This window comes from Borrelia tillae, from assembly GCF_055693965.1.
In genome coordinates this window covers 651,799-671,838 of sequence record NZ_CM146346.1, presented here as the reverse complement: position 1 = coordinate 671,838, position 20,040 = coordinate 651,799, and the positions used below count along the sequence as shown (strand labels likewise).

At 28.4% G+C, this 20,040-nt stretch carries 9 protein-coding genes, 3 tRNA genes and 3 pseudogenes; 8 read left to right on the top strand and 7 right to left on the bottom strand.

Going from position 1 to position 20,040, the window contains the following annotated elements; genetic code table 11:
• Positions 1 to 10: 10 nt before the first annotated feature.
• The 3 genes and pseudogenes from recB (at position 11) to ACWUD1_RS03265 (ending at position 5,410) form a co-directional block, all read left to right on the top strand.
• A pseudogene (gene recB, locus ACWUD1_RS03275) lies at positions 11 to 3,453 on the top strand (exodeoxyribonuclease V subunit beta).
• A 10-nt stretch (positions 3,454 to 3,463) separates the two neighbouring features.
• A pseudogene (gene recD, locus ACWUD1_RS03270) lies at positions 3,464 to 5,290 on the top strand (exodeoxyribonuclease V subunit alpha).
• A gap of 46 nt (positions 5,291 to 5,336) precedes the next feature.
• Positions 5,337 to 5,410, top strand: a tRNA-Asp gene (locus tag ACWUD1_RS03265).
• Between the two features lie 136 nt (positions 5,411 to 5,546).
• Here the strand turns inward: ACWUD1_RS03265 and pfkB are convergent.
• On the bottom strand, positions 5,547 to 6,470 hold the full coding sequence (pfkB, locus tag ACWUD1_RS03260; RefSeq protein WP_472756399.1) for a 1-phosphofructokinase: 924 nt from the start codon (positions 6,468 to 6,470) through the stop codon (positions 5,547 to 5,549).
• Positions 6,471 to 6,605: 135 nt separating this feature from the next.
• Between pfkB and ACWUD1_RS03255 the strand changes: the two genes are divergently transcribed.
• Positions 6,606 to 8,453: a fructose-specific PTS transporter subunit EIIC gene (locus tag ACWUD1_RS03255; RefSeq protein ID WP_472756398.1), complete on the top strand. Its 1,848-nt coding sequence runs from the start codon at positions 6,606 to 6,608 to the stop codon at positions 8,451 to 8,453.
• Positions 8,454 to 8,512: 59 nt separating this feature from the next.
• Here ACWUD1_RS03255 and ACWUD1_RS03250 read toward each other — a convergent pair whose 3' ends face one another.
• Complete coding sequence (locus ACWUD1_RS03250; RefSeq protein WP_472756397.1) at positions 8,513 to 9,241, bottom strand: hypothetical protein; 729 nt, start codon at positions 9,239 to 9,241, stop codon at positions 8,513 to 8,515.
• A 100-nt stretch (positions 9,242 to 9,341) separates the two neighbouring features.
• Here ACWUD1_RS03250 and ACWUD1_RS03245 point away from each other — a divergent pair, with 100 nt between their 5' ends.
• Positions 9,342 to 10,610 carry a M18 family aminopeptidase gene (locus ACWUD1_RS03245; RefSeq protein ID WP_472756396.1) on the top strand — a complete coding sequence of 423 codons (1,269 nt, stop codon included), beginning with the start codon at positions 9,342 to 9,344 and terminating at the stop codon, positions 10,608 to 10,610.
• Positions 10,611 to 10,613: 3 nt separating this feature from the next.
• Positions 10,614 to 11,141: a ribonuclease M5 gene (gene rnmV, locus ACWUD1_RS03240; protein WP_472756925.1), complete on the top strand. Its 528-nt coding sequence runs from the start codon at positions 10,614 to 10,616 to the stop codon at positions 11,139 to 11,141.
• A gap of 6 nt (positions 11,142 to 11,147) precedes the next feature.
• Here rnmV and ACWUD1_RS03235 read toward each other — a convergent pair.
• The 3 genes from ACWUD1_RS03235 to ACWUD1_RS03225 all read right to left on the bottom strand — a co-directional run bounded on the left by ACWUD1_RS03235 (position 11,148) and on the right by ACWUD1_RS03225 (position 14,293).
• Positions 11,148 to 11,219, bottom strand: a tRNA-Asn gene (locus tag ACWUD1_RS03235).
• Positions 11,220 to 11,292: 73 nt separating this feature from the next.
• On the bottom strand, positions 11,293 to 13,374 hold the full coding sequence (locus ACWUD1_RS03230; RefSeq protein ID WP_472756395.1) for a LysM peptidoglycan-binding domain-containing protein: 2,082 nt from the start codon (positions 13,372 to 13,374) through the stop codon (positions 11,293 to 11,295).
• The gene (locus tag ACWUD1_RS03225) at positions 13,331 to 14,293 is read right to left on the bottom strand and encodes a hypothetical protein (protein WP_472756394.1); all 963 of its coding nucleotides are present in this window, start codon (positions 14,291 to 14,293) and stop codon (positions 13,331 to 13,333) included. The genes ACWUD1_RS03230 and ACWUD1_RS03225 overlap by 44 nt, the downstream gene beginning before the upstream one ends.
• Before the next feature lie 97 nt (positions 14,294 to 14,390).
• On the opposite strand from ACWUD1_RS03225, the pseudogene mfd reads away from it, so the two are divergent.
• Positions 14,391 to 17,762, top strand: a pseudogene (gene mfd / locus ACWUD1_RS03220) (transcription-repair coupling factor).
• A gap of 41 nt (positions 17,763 to 17,803) precedes the next feature.
• Entirely contained in the window at positions 17,804 to 19,018 is a 1,215-nt protein-coding gene (locus ACWUD1_RS03215) for an acetate kinase (RefSeq protein ID WP_472756393.1), read from the top strand.
• Positions 19,019 to 19,189: 171 nt separating this feature from the next.
• Here the strand turns inward: ACWUD1_RS03215 and ACWUD1_RS03210 are convergent, their stop codons facing one another.
• Positions 19,190 to 19,735: a DJ-1 family glyoxalase III gene (locus ACWUD1_RS03210; RefSeq protein WP_472756392.1), complete on the bottom strand. Its 546-nt coding sequence runs from the start codon at positions 19,733 to 19,735 to the stop codon at positions 19,190 to 19,192.
• A 13-nt stretch (positions 19,736 to 19,748) separates the two neighbouring features.
• Positions 19,749 to 19,822 (bottom strand) — tRNA-Met (locus ACWUD1_RS03205).
• Positions 19,823 to 20,040 lie beyond the last annotated feature (218 nt).

Sequence of the window (20,040 nt, the reverse complement as noted above, 5' to 3'; positions counted from 1 at the left end):
AGTTAATTTAATGAAAAATATAATAGATAAAATCAAACACAATGAAAAAATATTAATTGAAGCATCAGCGGGAACCGGAAAGACCTATACACTTGAAAACATCGTCACAAACTTACTCATAAGCAAGATGTACTCCCAAATGAGATCCTAATACTAACATTCACAAAAAAAGCAACAGATGAAATGCACATTAGAATATTAAAATCGATTGAAAATGCATATCAAGATTCAAAAACAGATAAATTGCTAAAAATCATTTATGAACAATCAAATAAAATTATGGTTTCAACTATAAATAAATTTGCACTATATTCTCTAAATAACTTTCAAATTGAGACAGAAAACTTTTCCAAATACAATGTAAAAGAAAACTTTACATCGGAAATTGATGAAATAATTTATGAATTCTTAAGAAAGTCAGATTTCCTAAAAAAAGAACTAAAAATCAAAGACAATGAATTTGAAATCTTTAAATCTAAATTTCAAAATACAAAAGGTATGATTCAATATCTCAAACAAGAGTACAAAAGGGATAAAATACAAGAACTTGGAGATTGGTTAAAAATTCAAGAGACTTTTGAAAAAATACTTATAAATCAAAATAAATTCATCCATAAATACAACTCAATAATAGAAGAATTAAACGAAATGACTATGGAAGAGAAAAGAATCTTTTTAAATAAACATAATCAAGGAAGCAAAATATCAGAAATAAAATATAACCAAGAAAATGACATAGTCAAAATAATAGACATACTTACAACCAATAAGTTTTTCTCTAAAATAGTAGAAGCTAATCTAAAAAAAAATGTTACTCTCTTACCTAAAGAACTAAAAATACAAACCGATTTAAGAGAACTTAGTCATAAAACAAATATTAACAGAGAAGACAAGAATACACTTAAAAGATATATTAGTCTAAAAATTGAACATAACATACTCCAATATATAGACAACGAACTTACAAATATCATTAATGTAACAAACACAATAGACCAAAAACATATAATGCTAAATTTCAAAAAGCACTTAAAGTTTAATGATCAAAAGCTACTAACTTCAATAAAAAACAGATATAAAATCATACTAATAGATGAAGCACAAGATTTAGATCTAACACAAATAGAAATATTTGAATTCTTAGGCTCTTGTGGCATAAAACTAGTATTCATAGCTGACCCAAAGCAAATAATTTATACATTTAGAAATGCCGATATATCATACTATAATCAAGGAATAAAGAATAAAATAGAAAATAATGCAAAAATAACCTTACTGAAAAACTACAGATCAAATAAGAAATTGATTGAACCTTTAAATATCATGTTCGATAATATCTATAATAAAACCGATATATCTCCAATAGAACAAATAGATTTTATCAAATCAACAACTGAGCCTAAAAATGATGAAAATAAAATTTTTATAAATGACCAAGAAATAGAAGCAATTAATATAATAGAATCTGACAATGAAAATGACAACATTTTACAAAAAACTGCACTAACAATAAAATATCTACTAACAAACGGTAAAATTTATGATAATAATAAACTGAGACAAATTAAAGAATCAGATATAAAAGTGCTTTGCAGGACAAGCAGAGAAATAAACTTAATCGACACAGAACTTAAAACACAAGATATAAAAACTAATAAATCTGAAGAGTCATTCTTGAAGACAAAAGAATTCAACGAAATATTTTATCTCATCAAATGTTTAGACAGAAAACAAAACTTCCAAACACTAAATTACACTCTAGTCAGCAAAATAATTAATCTTCCATGGGAATTATACATAAATTTACTTGAAAGTAATGAAATTAAACATATAGAAGAAGCTATTGGCGATCTAATACATTTACTTGAAAATCAAGAAATAACATTAATAAAAGCAATAGAAGAAATTACATTAAAGAAAGATTTATGGCTTCACTTGTCAAAAACTTTAAATAATACTAAATTCACCGAATTTGTACGATCAAAAAAAAGTTATAGAGAAACCCTCATAAATGAGAAAAAATTTGAGTCACTTAAAAACTATGAAACAAGTCTAGATTTTATTTCCAAAATTTACTATGAAGATAAAAATATAGAATCATTAATATCTACTCTAGAAGATCTAATACTTAACCAAGATATCCAACAAGATGAAGATAAAACTACTACTTCAAATGATCAAGCCATAGAACTAATGACAATCCATAAATCAAAAGGATTAAGTATAAATATCGTATTCCTCATAGGCGACATGCAACAAAATGATAACTTATTAAAAAAATCAGATACGTTCTATAAGTTTTGCTTAGATAATAAAATGAGATTTGATTTCTTAAAATTAAAAGAAAATCAACAATTTGCTAAAAACAAAATTTTAAATGAAGAAAAAAATATTTTTTATGTGGGAACAACACGTTCTCGATTTGCACTATTTATCCTCAATAAAGGAACAATAATCAATAAGATGTTAGAGTTATCAGAAATCAAAACAATTGCTGGAATAAACTTAGACTTTAATGTACATCACCTGATTAAAACTCATCAATTCAATGAATTCACAAATGACAACAAAGAAATAAAATTAATCCCTCCATCACGCATAAATAAAAATTTATTTAGAAAAGAATATACACATAGTTACACAAGTCTTGTATCAATTTATAAAGCCAGACATCATGCAAATCAAGAAATGAGAAATGATGAGATTTATGACAATGATGATATTCCTTATACTGAAAATGTACTCCCAAAGGGTAAAGACATTGGCAATATTTTACATGCCATAATGAAAGACATAAATTTTAAAGATGGAAAGAATAACTTCAATGATTTTCAAAAAATTAATCTTGAACTCATACAAAAAAGCATAGACTATTTCAATTCAAGGCTAAATACACCTAAAATACAAGAAATGTTAGGGGAGATGATTTATAACATCTTAAACATAAAAATTAAATCCATTGATTCAAGACTGTGTGATATTCAAGAATTGCAAAGAGAAATGGAATTTTTAATTAAAGTAGATACAAAAATCTACGAACAAAAATCCATATTTAAAAACTATAATAAGCTAGATTTAATATTTAATGAAGGATACGTCAAAGGCATCATTGATCTTATCTTTAAAATAAATAACAAAATATATATTTTAGACTATAAAACCAATTACCTTGGAGACAATTTGAAAGATTATAACTCAAAAAACTTAAAACTTAAGATCAAACAAGAACAATATGATTTACAATATAAGCTCTACACGTTAGGAATAAAAAAAATACTCTTTAAGAATATAGAAGAATACAACAAATGCTTTGGGGGGGTGATATATCTCTTTACAAGAGCATTTCAAAAAAATATTAAAGAAGAATCTAAAACTCAAAACGGAATTTTTTTCACCATACCTAACTTTAAAGAATGTGATTTAGAACAAATATATTTGCAATTAAAATATTAAAAAGGGAAATATGAAAAATTATTTAGTCTTAAAAGAATTCTTAAAAGGGCATAAAAGGAACTATTTAAATCCAGAACTCAAGATTTATGACATAATTGAAACTTTAAACATAAATGTAGAAAATTACTACAAATCACATTTACTTACAAGAAAAATAAAAACTGAACAATATAATGAACTTACTCTTTTTTTAATATTTCTATTTAATTATTTCTCCAAAGGACATTTAAGAGCTAATATCAATTTACTCATAAAAGACATTCAAACCACAATTAAATGTGCTCTCATTGAATTAGAAGAAGAAAATCAAGACAATCAAAAAATAAGTATACTAAAAAAACTTGAAAAATTTACAAACTTAACAACCATACAAGAAATAATCTTACACTTAAAAGAAAATAATATACTCCAAAACTTCAATCAAGATGCAAAAATTATAACTCCTTTAATCCTAGAGAATAATACTCATATCTACACTCAAAAAAATTTTAGAGAAGAAGAAGAACTAATAAAAAAAATAGATTAAAGACTCCAAAATAATACAAATTATGAAATAAATACTCAAAAAATACAAAATATAATAGATAACTTAAACACTGAAAATCTTAGTGGGGAACAAATTAATGCAATTACAAAATCCCTAAAAAGTAATTTTTTTATCCTCAGTGGCGGTCCAGGTACAGGTAAAACAACAACTATCAATTATATTCTAAAAGCAATTGATATTAATTTAAACACCAAGCAAAAAGTAGCTCTTGCAGCACCAACTGGAAAAGCAAGTCAAAAACTAAAGTCAAGTTTAAAAGGGTCATTTATAAATCTTGAAATAGAATATAGCACAATCCAAAAATTACTAAAAATGTCATTTATAAACAAAAGGGATAAATATGATGAAGTCAATCCTTTACAATTTGAAATAATAATAATTGATGAGGCATCTATGATAGATGCAAACACTTTCTTAAAATTACTAAAGGCAATAAATTTAAATACCAAACTCATAATAACAGGGGACAAAAATCAACTCCCAGCAATAGCTGGGGGAAATGTATATTCAAGTCTTATGACAATCAAAAATATAAACGATGAAAATGTAGAAATACTTAAAAAAAACTTTAGAAGTAATGATGAGATAAATTTACTAGCCGAAGCAATATATAAAGAAGATAAAGAATTAATTGACATTCAACTTGCTGCCAAGAAAAATATAATTTTAAAGAATATAAATAAAACAAATATTGAAACTGAATTATTAAATCATATCAAAAATATATATAAAAATATCTCTAATTTTGATCTCAACTTACTAGATGACAAAGAAATTGAATCAATAATTAATACTCTGCTTAACAATATCATTTTATGCTCAAGAAATTTTGGAAAATTTGGAACAAAAAGAATAAATGAAATAATAAAACTATATTTAAAAAAAACTTATGGTAATTTAGTTGGACAAATAATTTTGATTACACAAAATGATTATAAAAACGACTTATTTAACGGAGAAAGAGGAATTCTATTTAAAGATAACTTCAAAATCTATGCTTTACTTAAAAGAAGCGATGAAAAATATAAAAAAATAAATTTAAATCTAATAAATAAATATGAACTTAGTTTTGCAACCACAATACATAAAAGCCAAGGCTCTGAGTATCAACATGCACAAATAATAATAGAAGATCACCCATTCTTAACAAAAGAATTGCTCTACACTGCAATAACCAGAGCCCAAGAAAGCATAGAAATAATATCAAGCAATGATATCATTAAAAATGTTAGCTTAAAAACAATAGATAGAGATTCAAAAATCGCAGAACACATAGATATCTTGAAATAAATTGACAAACAAAAAGAAAAACAATATAATCTTAAATATTGCATTTGGGGGTGTAGTTCAGATGGTTAGAACGCCTGCCTGTCACGCAGGAGGTCGCGGGTTCGAGACCCGTCGCTCCCGGTAATAATCTAAAGCTATAAATTTCAGTCTAATCTTAATTTAATCTTACTCTGCAATGTTTTTCATAATTTACCATAAAAATATATTCAATCCTATTCACATCATATTTAAGTGTCTAACTATGTTAGTCTAAACGTTAATCTAAAGAAAGCTGTTCAAGCTTTATCTTATCAAGCATGTCTTTAACATCATCAAGATTACAAAGGTGCCCCTTAAATGCCGTTGCAGTACCTGCTGCAACTCCAAGTTTAAAAGAGTCACAAAGAGAATTACCATTTTGATATGCATACACAAATCCAGCAACAATAGAATCTCCTGCTCCAATAGTGCTTAAAGAATTGATTTTTGGAACACGGGCTACACAGACATCATCATTATTTATAAAAACAGCACCTTCACTTCCCATTGATACTATGATATTTTGTACCCCCTTTTTTATAAGTTCATACCCAGCATTAACTATAGATTTATCAAAAACCAAATCCATATTCGCAAGTTCCCTAAGTTCATTAATATTAGGTTTTATTAAAAAAGGCCTAAGCTCTATAATTTTTTGTAAAGCAGGACCACTTGTATCTATAATTAATTTAACATTATTTGAAAGATTGTTAGCTATTTCATTATAAACCCGAAATCCACATCCAAGCGAACTTGGAATACTTCCAGACATTATTAATATATCTTTATCTAATTTCTTTAATTTTAAAATTAAAGACTCAAAATCACCATCAAGAATGGTAGGTGAATTCCCATTAATTTCTGTCTCTTGTCCACCTGACATCATTTTAATATTGATTCTAGTATTTTCAGATATACTAATAAAATCATGTTTGATTCTCATAAAATCAAGTTGAGCTCTTATGTAATTACCTGTAAATCCTCCCAAAAATCCAAGAGCAATACTTTCCGTGTTGAAATTTTTAAGCACGCTACTTACATTGATCCCTTTACCACCAGCAAAAAAATTACCACTAATAATACTATTAAGGCATCCTTTTTGAAGCCTGTCCATAACTATTTTATAATCAACAGCAGGATTAAGAGTAAGCGTATATATCAAGGTACTCTCCTTATTTCTTAATTTAAGTAAAATGATTAAACAATCAAATATTCAACACTTATAACTTATATGTTATAATAAATAGTTGTTATACTCATTATAATATGAAGATCACAGTATAGCAAGGAGTTTCCTATGCAAGATTTATTTTCCGAAAAATTAATATTATTGAATTATGAAGCCAAAAGTAAAAATGATGTAATTGAAAAAATGGCAGATATGCTTAGTGAAAATGGATATCTTAAGAATAAAGAAGATTTTATAACAGATATCAAAAAACGAGAAAAAATAAGTGGTACAGGTTTAGAACAATATATTGCAATGCCGCATGCAAAGGGTAATTTCGTTGAAAAACATGGGATAGCCATATTACGAGTTCAAGGGGAAGGATTTGATTTTAGTGCTTCCGACTCTAAACCTTCAAAATTATTTTTTATGATAGCTGTTCCTGAAAAAACTACAGGCGATACTCATATTAAAACAATATCTTATCTTAATAACATATTTAATAATGAAATCTTAAGACAAGAAATTATGAGCACAAATGATACAAACAGATTTCTAGAAATTCTTTCAAATGACAAAACAGAAACTATAACTAATGAAAATCATCTCAAAGACCTTATCCTAGCAGTAACTGCTTGTCCTACAGGAATTGCCCATACATACATGGCAGCTGACAATCTAAAACGAGCAGCAGCTGAACTAAAAGTAGAGATTAAAGTAGAGACTAATGGTTCTAGCGGAGTTGAAAATAAAATAGAAGAAGAAGAAATTAAAAGAGCAAAAGGCATAATTATCGCAGCTGATAGAAATGTTGATAAAGAAAGATTTAGTGATAAACCACTAATTGAAGTCAGTGTAAAAGATGGAATACACAAAGCAAAAGCTCTCATTCAAAATATCCTTGATAATAAAGCTCCTATCTATAATAGTAAAACAACAAACGAAAGTGTTAAATTCAATAAAACAAATGGTGGTGTATACAAACACTTAATGAATGGTGTATCTTTCATGATCCCATTCGTAGTAGCGGGAGGAATAATTATTGCAATAGCCTTCATGTTTGGTATTCAGGCTTTCGATATAAATGATCCAAGTTATAATAAAATAGCAGATATCTTAATGCAAATTGGTGGCGAGAATGCTTTTTCCTTAATAATCCCAATACTTGCCGGATATATTGCATTTAGTATAGCAGAACGTCCTGGACTTGCTCCTGGAATGATTACGGGACTAATGATGCATAAAGGAGGAGCAGGCTTCTTAGGGGGACTCTTAGCGGGATTTATTGCAGGATATGTCACTGTAATAATCAAATCAATAAGTCAAAAAGTAATACCAAAAAAAATAAGTAGTCTTAACCCTGTTTTGATCTATCCATTATGCTCAGTATTAATATCAGGCTTCCTGACATACTTCTTACTAACACCTATTGCGTATATTAACGCATCCATAACAAATGCATTAAACTCACTAAGTGGGACAAACATGGCACTACTTGGAGCACTACTTGGTGGCATGATGGCGATAGATATGGGCGGGCCCGTAAACAAAGCAGCTTATACATTTGGACTTGCAATGATAAGCTCTGGAAATTATATTCCTCATGCAAGCATAATGTCAGGGGGGATGATTCCACCACTTGGAGTCGCACTTGCAACTAGCATCTTTAATAAAAAATTTTCACAAGAAGAAAAAGAAACTGGCAAAGTTTGTTATATTTTAGGTGCCTGTTTCATAACAGAAGGAGTAATTCCTTTAGCAGCAGCAGACCCTTTAAAAATAATACCTTCTTGCATAATAGGTTCATCTATAGGGGGTTTTCTATCTGCATTCTTTGAAGTAAAACTCATGGCCCCACACGGTGGTATCTTCATTCTTCCGATAGTAACTAATCCTTTAATGTGGATAATATCTATCCTAATAGGGACTATAACAACTGGTTTACTAGTAGGAATTATCAAAAGAGATAAGAATTAATTCTTATCTCTTAACTTACAACTACTTTTATCTCTTAAACATATCATTTACGCACTAATTTAATACACTAATCTTAATTTGATCGGTACTTCAAGACTTAAACTTCTAACCATGCCTAATTTAAGTTCTAAAGTATTTGGATTAAGCTGTTCAAATCCAAATTGTTCCTGAACCTTTCTTGAAGTTTTCAATTTAACTGTAATATTAGAGTTATCAATAAGTTCACTTGCATGTGGAGTAAAGTCTGATAGAAAGTAAACTAACACATCCTTATATTCCTTTTCAGATATTGGTATTTCTTCTGAAGGCAAAAGTGCAGCAAGAGCATCATTTACCTTATCCTTATTTGCATTGATAATTTTGGTAACATTTTTTAAATTAAAATTAATATCCAAAATATTTTTCCCATTCTTTTTTTCAACTTTAAATATGGGCATTTTTTCTTTTGCAAAATAAGTTTCGAAAACATTAATCAAATTATCAAATTGAATAAATAACTTAAGGGAATCACCACTTGTTTTAACACTTAAAAGTTTTAATCCTAATTTCTTACCTTCAATATTAAAATATTGCTTTATTTTATCAACAGGAAAAAGGGGCAGTTTAGAAGCCTCTTCTCCTACAAGAGTTGCTGCGAGTTCTTTTCTGATTCTCTCAAATTCTTTATTAACATTTAATATTACCATACTTGTTCCACTAGCACCATCTTTCAAATCAACCTCTGCAACCGTTGCACAAGCAATAAATAATAGAGAAACAAATATCAATTTATTATAGAACTTAACCATTTAATAATCTCCTTACATAATATAAAAGTATATACATGCACCAGCTATTATAATAAAATATTAGATATCAAAACAATAAAATTACAAGGGAAAAATAAAAATGAATGATCAAACATTAGACATATCACACCTACAAAATCTATTGGACAAAAGCTTAACTCCATACCATTTAGTAAATTATATTGAACAAAAATTGATGTATTATCTTAATGCAAAAGAATTAAAACTCAACGACAAATGGATACTAGAAACAGGATATTACTATGTAAAAAAAGAAGGAACAAGTCTAATTGCATTCAATATTAACACAACCAACATATACGAACCATTCTTGATAGCAGCGGCACACTCGGATAGCCCTGGACTTAAACTTAAGATAGAATCTACACAATACAAAGGCAATGTCTTCTCTTGCCACATTGAAACTTATGGTGGACCAATAATTTCAACCTGGACTGATAGAGATCTAAGCTTAGCAGGAATAGTATACTTTAATAAAGACGATATAATTAATGCACAACTGATAACAATTGAAAATATTGGAATTATACCAAATGTTGCTATTCATTTAAATCGAAAGGTAAATGAAGGGTTTGCATATGATACCCATGAAAATATTGTGGTTATCACAAGTCTTCAAAAAAGCATTAAAGAAAAAATTATAGAAACACTGCAAATACCTGCAAAAGACTTATTATCCTGCGATTTAATATTTACAGCATCTGAGCCGTCTAAAATCATAGGACATGAGAGTGAGTTTTTAGCATCTAAAAATCTAGATAATAAATCGGGGTGTCATGCGGTAATGAATGCATTTGTTCATACAAATAATAATAAAAATAAAGTGGCCATATTTTTTGATAATGAAGAAATTGGATCTATGACCTCCAGGGGAGCTGGCTCAAACCTATTAACAGAAGTCTTAGAAAGAATTGACCATTCTTTAAAACTCAGCAGAGAAGAACATCTAATTAAATTAAACAAATCATTTAATATTTCAATGGATGGCGCACATGGAATTCATCCGGGTTATCCATATACACATGATCCAAACTATCAAATCAGTCTGGGAAAAGGTGTAACTATTAAAAGCAATGCTAATTTTAAATATGCAACGACAGCACATGGATGGGCCAAACTTAAAGCTTTAGCTATGAAAAATAATATTAAAATTCAAGAAATATTAATGAAAGCAAATACTAAGGCTGGTAGCACAATTGGTCCAATTGTAAATGCCCAAACAGGAATTGAAACTATAGATATTGGAGTTCCAATGTGGGGAATGCATTCTTTAAGGGAAACCATTGCAATAGCAGATCACATAGAGGCAATCAGACTTTTAAGATCTTTTTTTGAAAATTGGAATTAAAACCTGGAATATATAAAAGAAATAATTGTTGTCGAAGGCAAAGATGACGCTAAGAGAATAAAAGAAATATTTAAGTGCACAATAGTTGAAACAGGTGGATTTTACATTAAAAAAACAACCTTTGATATTTTAAAAAAAGCAATCGAAACAAATGGAATTATTATTTTTACCGATAGCGATAAGGCAGGGAAATTAATTCGAAAACAAATACTTGAAAGAATAAGTTACTTAGATCAAGATAAAATTAAACATGCTTATCTTAAAAATAAAAATCAAGAAGTAGAAATGTCATCAAAACTCGAAATAGCCAAAATTTTAAAAAAAGTGGGTACATTCGATAATGAAAAACAAACAGATAGTTTAAGTTTAAGTGACCTAATAGAACTTGGTATTACGGGAGAACAATCTAAACAAAGAAGGGAACAAATACAAAATCACTTTAACTTAGGCCATGGAAATAACAAAAAACTACTTGAAAGACTTAATTACTTTAAAGTAAAACGTGAAGATATAGAAAAAATCATATTTTAAACAAAACTCCCCCAGAAGGAATCGAACCTCCGGCCAAGTGGTTAACAGCCACCTGCTCTACCGCTGAGCTATAGGGGATTTAACATCTAAACATTATCCTAGATATAAAATCTTTTGTCAAGCATTTAAATTCACTAAAAAATATTCCTATCTATAAAATTTTCAAAATAGCATCAGCAAGAATTTTAGAATCCCTATCCCTAAGTTTAGAAGACCTAATTGCCCATGCTTCCTCGTTAAATGCCAGATTTCTAATTTCAACCAATAATTTAGTTTTAATAATATTGTGTTTTAACATATAAAGATTTTGTCCTTTAACATAAGGGGGCTTCCTAAACCCTTCTATCATTTTTTCAATCACACCCTTAGAATAAGCGTCAAAGCTCTTTCCATCTTCCGACTGATAATAAAATCCCATACACTGAGGCGCACCAACACTATTATCAGAATGTAAACTAATATAAAGAATATCTTTGTCCTTAACATTCTTATATTTATTTACAAATTTATTCACAACAATTAATCTCTTCTTCAAGCCTTCTATAGTACCATTTATCCAAGAATCAACTGTGTCAGTCTTATTTAAATCATAATCATTATAAACTTCATTCTTAACATTAACAAATGTATTATTAGCAGACACGCTATCCCTAATCAAATGATCAGGTGATAAAATAGTAAGCTCAACATTAGCACCATATTCTTTAAGATATACATAAAGCCTTAAAGCAATATCATAAACATATTCATCTTCGACAACAAAAATTTCATTATTAAGTCCATCTCTAGCTTTAACAATAGCACCGGGATCAAGTCCTCCATGTCCAGGATCAATAATTATTAATTTATTTTTTAAACTATTGTTTTTAATCGGTCGAGATTGAACAAGACTTTCAAAACTCTTAAAAAGCTGACTTGCCCTCTTATAAGCATTCAAAGGCGAATACCAATCTTCTGAATAAAATTCACTTGGCTGACTGATTTTTTTAGGTTTGTACCAATAGTAAAAAACTCCATTAGCTTCAAAGATAGGTATTTTAGGTTCCAATACAACTAAAGCTCCAATATCAAAAGCATCCCTTCTATCTAAAACATTAGAAAAACTTAAGTCTAATTTTTTACTCTTAGTGGAAGCAATATTTGCAATAGCTTTAACTTTAGTTTTAGGAGTTTCAGTGTTGTCAACAGCTTCTCTTAACTTTTTATTTGCAATAATTGATTCCTTTTTCTTATCATAAATCTTAAGTTCCTGATTATGAAAAATACTATTCCCGCTCAAATCATTCCAACTCTTCAGATTTTCAAGTAAAACTCCATACTTACGAGCAACACTATATAAAGTCTCACCAACAGATACTTTGTGGGATATAAATATCTCATTGCCACGTTTTTGGCTCTCTAATTGTAAATGATTAGAATTGGGTAAATTTTCTTCAATCATTTTTGATGACACATCTAAAATTGAATCTGCCTTTAAATTTATTGCCCTATCTCCATTAAGACGTACAAGATGTTTTGCGGTAACACCATAAACATATGCAATCTTTCCAAGAGTTTCTCCTCTCCTTACATAATGTAAATTAACATTTCCAGAAGATTTCTTTAAATATAATTTTTGGCCAATGATTAAATTTTCACTCTCTATAGAATTAAATCGCAAAATATCTTTAATACTAATATCAAAATCTACAGAAAGCTTAGAGAGCGAATCACCTTTTTTGACTATATAAGGCTTTAAAAAATCAGGCTCATCCAAATTCAACCTAGAACCAACTTTAAGAATCTTAGAAGTCAAATTATTCCAAGCCATTAATTCTTTCTCTCCAACCTTATATCTCTTTGATATATCCTCAAGAGTATCACCTATTGCAACAACATGAACCTTAGCATCAACATTAGAATTTCTAAAGTTAACTTCTTTATTATTTTTCTTAGCAAGAATTTTATTAACCTTATTACTAGTCTTAAGATCAGAATAATTTGGAATAATTAATATACTCCCAATTCTAATATTTTCTGACCTCAAATTATTTGCCCTTTTAAGTTCTTTGATTAAAACCTTATATTTACGCGCAATTGAATATAAAGTATCACCTTTAACAACCTTATGTTGAAGATCAGCATATAAATTAAAGGAACTTACTATCCAGAGAACAACACTAATTCTTTTAATTTTAAAAATAGAAGTTCTAATATTTCTCCTTAATTCCAGTATTTTGAACAGCATAATCATAAATGATCCAATAATAATCATACTTTTTTAAAAAAAAGGTATATCGTTTGGCTACATAAAAATGACCATCTTCAAAATACACATCAGACACAACTTTACCTGTAGAATCCGTATAAGTAGTCTCAACAATAGAAAATGTACTTGGAACTTTTGCAATACCAGAATTGCTATCATTCCATAAAGCTTCCTTATATTCTTCTAGCATACTATTAGAGCCTAATTTAAGTTCTTGCTTATAAAGATATGATTTGTTCTGATCATTTAAAATAAGGCTTTCAACATCGATATACAAAAAGAACTTCTCCCTATCCCTAAGCCGCAAAGCTGAAAATAAATATTCAACAACCTTATCAGGATATAAAGCCTCTCTTTCTAAAACACCTTGAATCCTATGATTAGAAGATAAATTAGAAAAATTAAATTTGTCATCAATATCATCCGCCTTAGGCTTTAAAAATAAAGTAATAATATTAGACTCTACACGATTTTGTGGATCCGAGATATCTGGAAAAAACATACCTTTAACAAAATAAACCCCATCTTTATCAAATTTTACAAATTGATTTAAACTCATAACTACAGAAAATTTCTCATTAGGTCTTAAACTCAAAGTTCTTATAGGAATCGCAACATTTTTTGCTTTACTTTTAACATATTCAAAAGACCTCTTAACTTTTATATTAGTAGTATCCGTAACATCAAAATCAAAACCAAAAGTATTAATATCTCCTATTTCAAGCGTAATTAAATCATCAGATGAATTGCCAAGTGAAACTTCAATTGAAATATTACTATTAACACGATAAATTGATTGATTAAAAAATTTTATCTTAAAATCAAGACCTTTATGATCGCCGGAAAAAAGCATATAGGGAATAACCATAAGAGATATAATAAACAATAACTTCCTAAAATCCATAAACTCCTCAAAATCTAATTATATTATACATAACGGAACAGCACATATCTATTAATATATAATATTATACTAAACTACAAAAACAAAAAGGTAAAAAATGAATATAGAAAAAGAATTAAACAACAAACTAAATGACAATCAAAATTTAAAAAAAATAAAACAATTCACCGAACAAAAAATACCCTTTGTAGTAACAGGATATGAAGGATTTTTTAAAGCTTTTTTAATCAACAAAATAAAAGAATTCAGTGACAGTAATAAAGTGATATTAATAGTTAAAAATGAATCCATTTCTTGTGAGATCAGAGATGACTTAATGCAAATTACAGATCAAATATATGAATTTAATTATTTTAGTCCTCTTGCATATAAAGGTATAAGTTCAAAAAGCAAAATCTTTAGTGAAAGAGTAAAATTCTTAATCAATTTTTATAAAAATAATCCTGGAATTTACATTGTTTCGCTTAAATCTTTACTTAGCAAAATTCCTACAAAAGAAAGCTTATTCAAAAATATTTATAGAATTCACACAGGTAAAAATATAAATATAAAAAATCTTGAAATTGAACTTATCAAACTAGGATATGAAAAAACAATGAGAGTTACATTGCCTGGAGAATTCACAATAAAAAATGACTTAATAGACATACATCCATTTAACAAACCTGAACCCATCAGAATTTCATTCCATATTAATAAAATAGAAGATATTAAATATTTTAATTCCTTAACTCAATTAAAAAAAGGAAATACAATTACCGAATTTGATATAATTCCAAAAAAGGAAGTCATTTGGAGTAATGAAAACATAAACAAATTAAAACAACACATCAAAGCAAATGAATATAAAAAATTATTTGAACAAATTGAAACAAAATATCATGCAAGAGCAGATGAAATATTTTATCCATTAATAGGAGATACATATTTAAGTCAAGAAATAAATGCAGACATACCGATTATAAACTTCGAAATACCAGATTTACAAGAAGAGAGTCAAAAAATTCATAGAGAATATGAAAAACTCTATAGCCAAGCAATAGAAGCGGGAGAAAATACGATTTCACCAAGAGAAACTCTCATAAATTTAAGTGATCTAAAATTAAACATCAATATCTTTTTCGGCAAGCCTTCTAAACACACAACAATAAAAGAATTCATAGAATTTAAAATTGAAAGTGAATGCAAATTTTTTTCAAAAATAACGCTTGCAAAGGAAAAGATACAAAACTGGTTAAATAATGGATTTAAAGTAATAATTGCAGCAGAGTCTAACTCACAAAAAGAAAAACTAAAATATCTTTTTAAAATTTAATGAAAATTAAAATTGAAGTTTTAAAAATATCAAGCTCACTCATAATAAACCAAGAAAAAATAGCCATTATTCTTGAGTCAGAATCTATTTAACAGACAACAAAAAACAAATAAAATTTTCGAATCATCAAAAACAAAAGCTATTGATTCATTTGTTGAAATTGAGAAAAACAGCTATATCGTGCATATAAATCATGGAATTGGAATATTTAGGCAGATAAAAAGAATCAAAACAACTCTTATTGAAAAAGACTACATTGAAATTGAATATGCAGATAATGAAAAACTATTCATCCCAATTGAACAAACTCATCTAATTCAAAGATATATTGGAAATAAAACTCAAAACGTAAAATTAGATAAAATCAACTCAAAGACCTGGGAAAAGAAAAAAACCTCTGCAAAGAAAAAAATTGATGCAATTGCTGATCAGCTTGTTACACTCTACTTAGAAAGAGAAAGCGCTAAGGGATTTGCATACCCCCAAGACGATGAATGGCAATTATTATTTGAATCAGAATTCCCATACAATGAGACTCCAGACCAATTAACAGCAATATCAGAAATTAAACAAGATATGATGAGCTCAAAAGTAATGGATAGACTTTTATGCGGAGATGTCGGATTTGGTAAAACAGAAGTCGCAATGAGAGCCGCATTTAAGGCTGTCATGGGAAAAAAACAGGTAGCAATGCTAACTCCAACAACAATTCTTACAGAACAACATTTCAATACTTTTAAGAAAAGATTCAAAAATTTTCCAATCAAAATTGCAATGATAAGTAGATTTATAAAAAAATCAGAAGAAAAAGAAATGATTCAAAATTTACAAACAGGCAAAATTGATATAATAATTGGAACACACAAAATACTATCTAAAAAAATAATATATAAAAATTTGGGTCTCATAATCATTGATGAAGAACAAAGATTTGGAGTAAGGGAAAAAGAAAAATTAAAAGAAATCAAAGTCTCCGTTGATTGTCTCTCCTTATCTGCAACTCCAATTCCCCAATCTCTTCATATGTCATTAATTAAATTAAGGGATATCTCTATTTTAAAAACTCCCCCTCAAAATAGAATCAAAATAGAAACTTATGTGGAAGAATTTAGCGAATTACTCATTAAACATGCAATAGAAAATGAACTTGCAAGAAATGGTCAAGTATTTTTTGTACATCACAATATTCAAGAATTAGATCTAATAAAAACAATGCTAGAAAAAATGGTTCCTTATGCAAGAATTGCAATTATCCATGCAAGACTAACGGGTGAGCAAATTGAAAATATTATGCATGATTTTATAAACAAATCATATCAGGTATTGCTAGCAACAACAATAATAGAAAATGGAATAGATATTGAAAATGCAAATACAATCATAATCAACAATGCAAATAGATTTGGACTTGCACAATTATACCAACTAAGAGGAAGAGTTGGTCGAAGTTCGCAAAAAGCCTTTGCTTATTTCTTATATAGAGAAAATTCAAACTTGAATGAAGGGGCTATTGAAAGACTAAGAGCAATAGCCGAATTTTCAGAGCTTGGAGCTGGATTTCAAATTGCAATGAAAGACATGGAAATAAGAGGTATTGGAAATCTACTTGGAAGAGAACAACACGGTGAGATTGAATCTATTGGAATAGATTACTACTTAACAATGTTGAACAAAACAATTGAAAAACATATGGTGGGTAAAAGTTTTCAAGAATCTGAAATTACTATTGAAATTAACTATAACGGATTTATCCCTGATAGCTACATAAAAAATGAACAAGATAAAATCTCAATTTACAAAAAAATCGCAAGAATCCAAAATGAAGAAGAAAATAATAAAATACGAGCTGAAATTTACAATCAATTTGGACCAATTCCAAGAGAGCTTAATACCTTACTTACACTATCAGAATTAAAACTACTCGCTAAAAAACTCAACATCACTAGCATTAAGGAAAGAAACAAGTTACTTGAAGTTGAATATTTAAACATAGAAAGTATTCCTGTCACAAAAATAATGCAAATTATAAAAGACAATCCTGCTATAATCAAAATAAATCCAGAATATAAAAATTCAATTTTTTTAAATCTAGAAAATATCCAAGGAGAGGAAAAAATTAACTGTATATATAAAAATCTAAATTTACTATTATAAAATCTTATAAATAAGGCTATAATAGCAATATGGTAAAAGATATGACTATATTAACACTCAACACAGGAAGCTCATCATTAAAATTTGCACTATACAAAGACACACAAGTAATAGCATCAGGAACAATTGAAAAAATAAAAACAAAAAAATCAATAATTAAAATTAAAACCAAAAATGAGTCGCTAGAAAAAACAAACGAAAGCATTAAGTCACATAATAATGCACTAAAACAACTAATTAGACTACTTATAAATAAACAATTGGGCATCATCAAAAATTTAAATGAAATTCAAGCAATAGGACACAGAATTGTACATGGAGGCCCAAATTTTCAAAATTCAGTAATTCTGAATGAAAAGATTTTCAGTGAACTAAAAAAGATATCCCCGCTTGCACCTCTTCACAATCCCACTGCAATAAAAGTCGTAGAAAAAGCAATTAAAATATTTCCAAATGCAAAGCAAGTTCTATGCTTTGACACAGCATGGCACCAAACAATGAATGAGCATGCATTTTTATACGCAATACCATATTCTTGGTATAAAACTTATAATATCAGAAAATATGGATTTCACGGCTTATCATATTCATATATAACTAAAAGAGTTGCAACAATACTTAACAAACACATGAAAGCTCTAAACTTAATAATATTACATCTAGGCAATGGCTCAAGCATTAACGTGGTTAAAAAAGGAAGATCTTACGACACAAGTATGGGACTTACTCCCCTTGAAGGACTTGTAATGGGTACAAGAAGTGGTGACATAGATCCTGCTATTATTCCTTTAATGAGCAGATTACTCAATAAAACACCAAGAAAAATTGAAGAAATCCTCAATAGGGAAAGTGGTATGCTTGGCATATCTCTTAAATCAAACAATCTAAGAGATATTTGGGAAGGGGTAGACAACAATGAATATAACTCTAAACTTGCAGTCGAAATATTGGGCTATAGAATAAAAAAATATATTGGCTCTTATCTTGCAGTACTCAACTTCAATATTGATGCAATAGTTTTCACAGCTAACATTGGTGTTGCTGATCATAGAATAAGAGAACTGTCATTAAAAGGTTTAGAAAAGATTGGAATAGAAATTGATCTTCAAAAGAATAACTTGGCAACAGAAAAAAATATAGAATCTGATATTTCAAGTGATAAAAGCAAGACAAAAATACTTGTAATACCAACTAATGAAGAGCTAACAATATTTGAAGATACTTATAACTTAATACGGGATACTAAGAAAATCTAAAATAAAGATACAAAGAAAAATACGACATATAATCAACATAGCTTTATTAGACACGCTTAATAAAGCTTAAATTTAAATAATAAGTACAATAATTACTCTTAATAGATAAAAACTTAGTTAATTACTCAATATTACTCAATTAAAATTATTCAAATTGACATTATAAAGATATTAAAGCAAGGCCTTTTTCTTAACATCTTCAAGCACTCTCTCACCTTTAATAATTTTAAGTAAAGCAAAAGCAAATTCAAAAGCTGTCCCAATACCCTTAGAGGTAACAAAATTATTACTAATAACAACACTCTCGTCAACAAATTCACCATCACTAATATTATTTTCAAACCCCGGATAACAAGTAAATTTATTTGTACCCAAGAGTCCCTTTGCAGAAAGTACAACTGCTGGTGATGCACAAATAGCCGCAATAAATTTGTTTTGTAAAGCCATATTCCTTAAAATATTATCCAAATGTTTGGATTCAAAAAGATTTGTAGCACCAGGCATTCCTCCAGGAAGTATTATTAAATCAAAATTATCTGCGCTACAATTTGATATTTTCTCATCAGTCCAGAAAGTAAATCCTTTTGAGCCTGCAACAACCCTATCATCATTTAGACTTATAACTCTTACATTAACACCGCCACGCCTTAAAATATTCATAGGAATCACAGCTTCAATTTCTTCAAAGCCATTTGCTAACACAATTGCTACTCTCATAAAAACTCCTTAATGCTGATGGAGGGACTTGAACCCACGACAACCCGGATATGAGCCGAGTGCTCTAACCAACTGAGCTACATCAGCTTGCAGCCATTAAAGTGTATAAATTCAAAGATATTTTGTCAATACAAAACCACATTCTTAAAAACACACATTAACTTCATCAAATAACGAATCAATATACTAAATCAACACAATAAAGAATTGAACTTACAAAACAAGTAAATCATAATATAACTGTTGACAACAAATTAAATGCATTAATGTGCATAAGATTAAAATCTATAACTTAAGCAACCTTC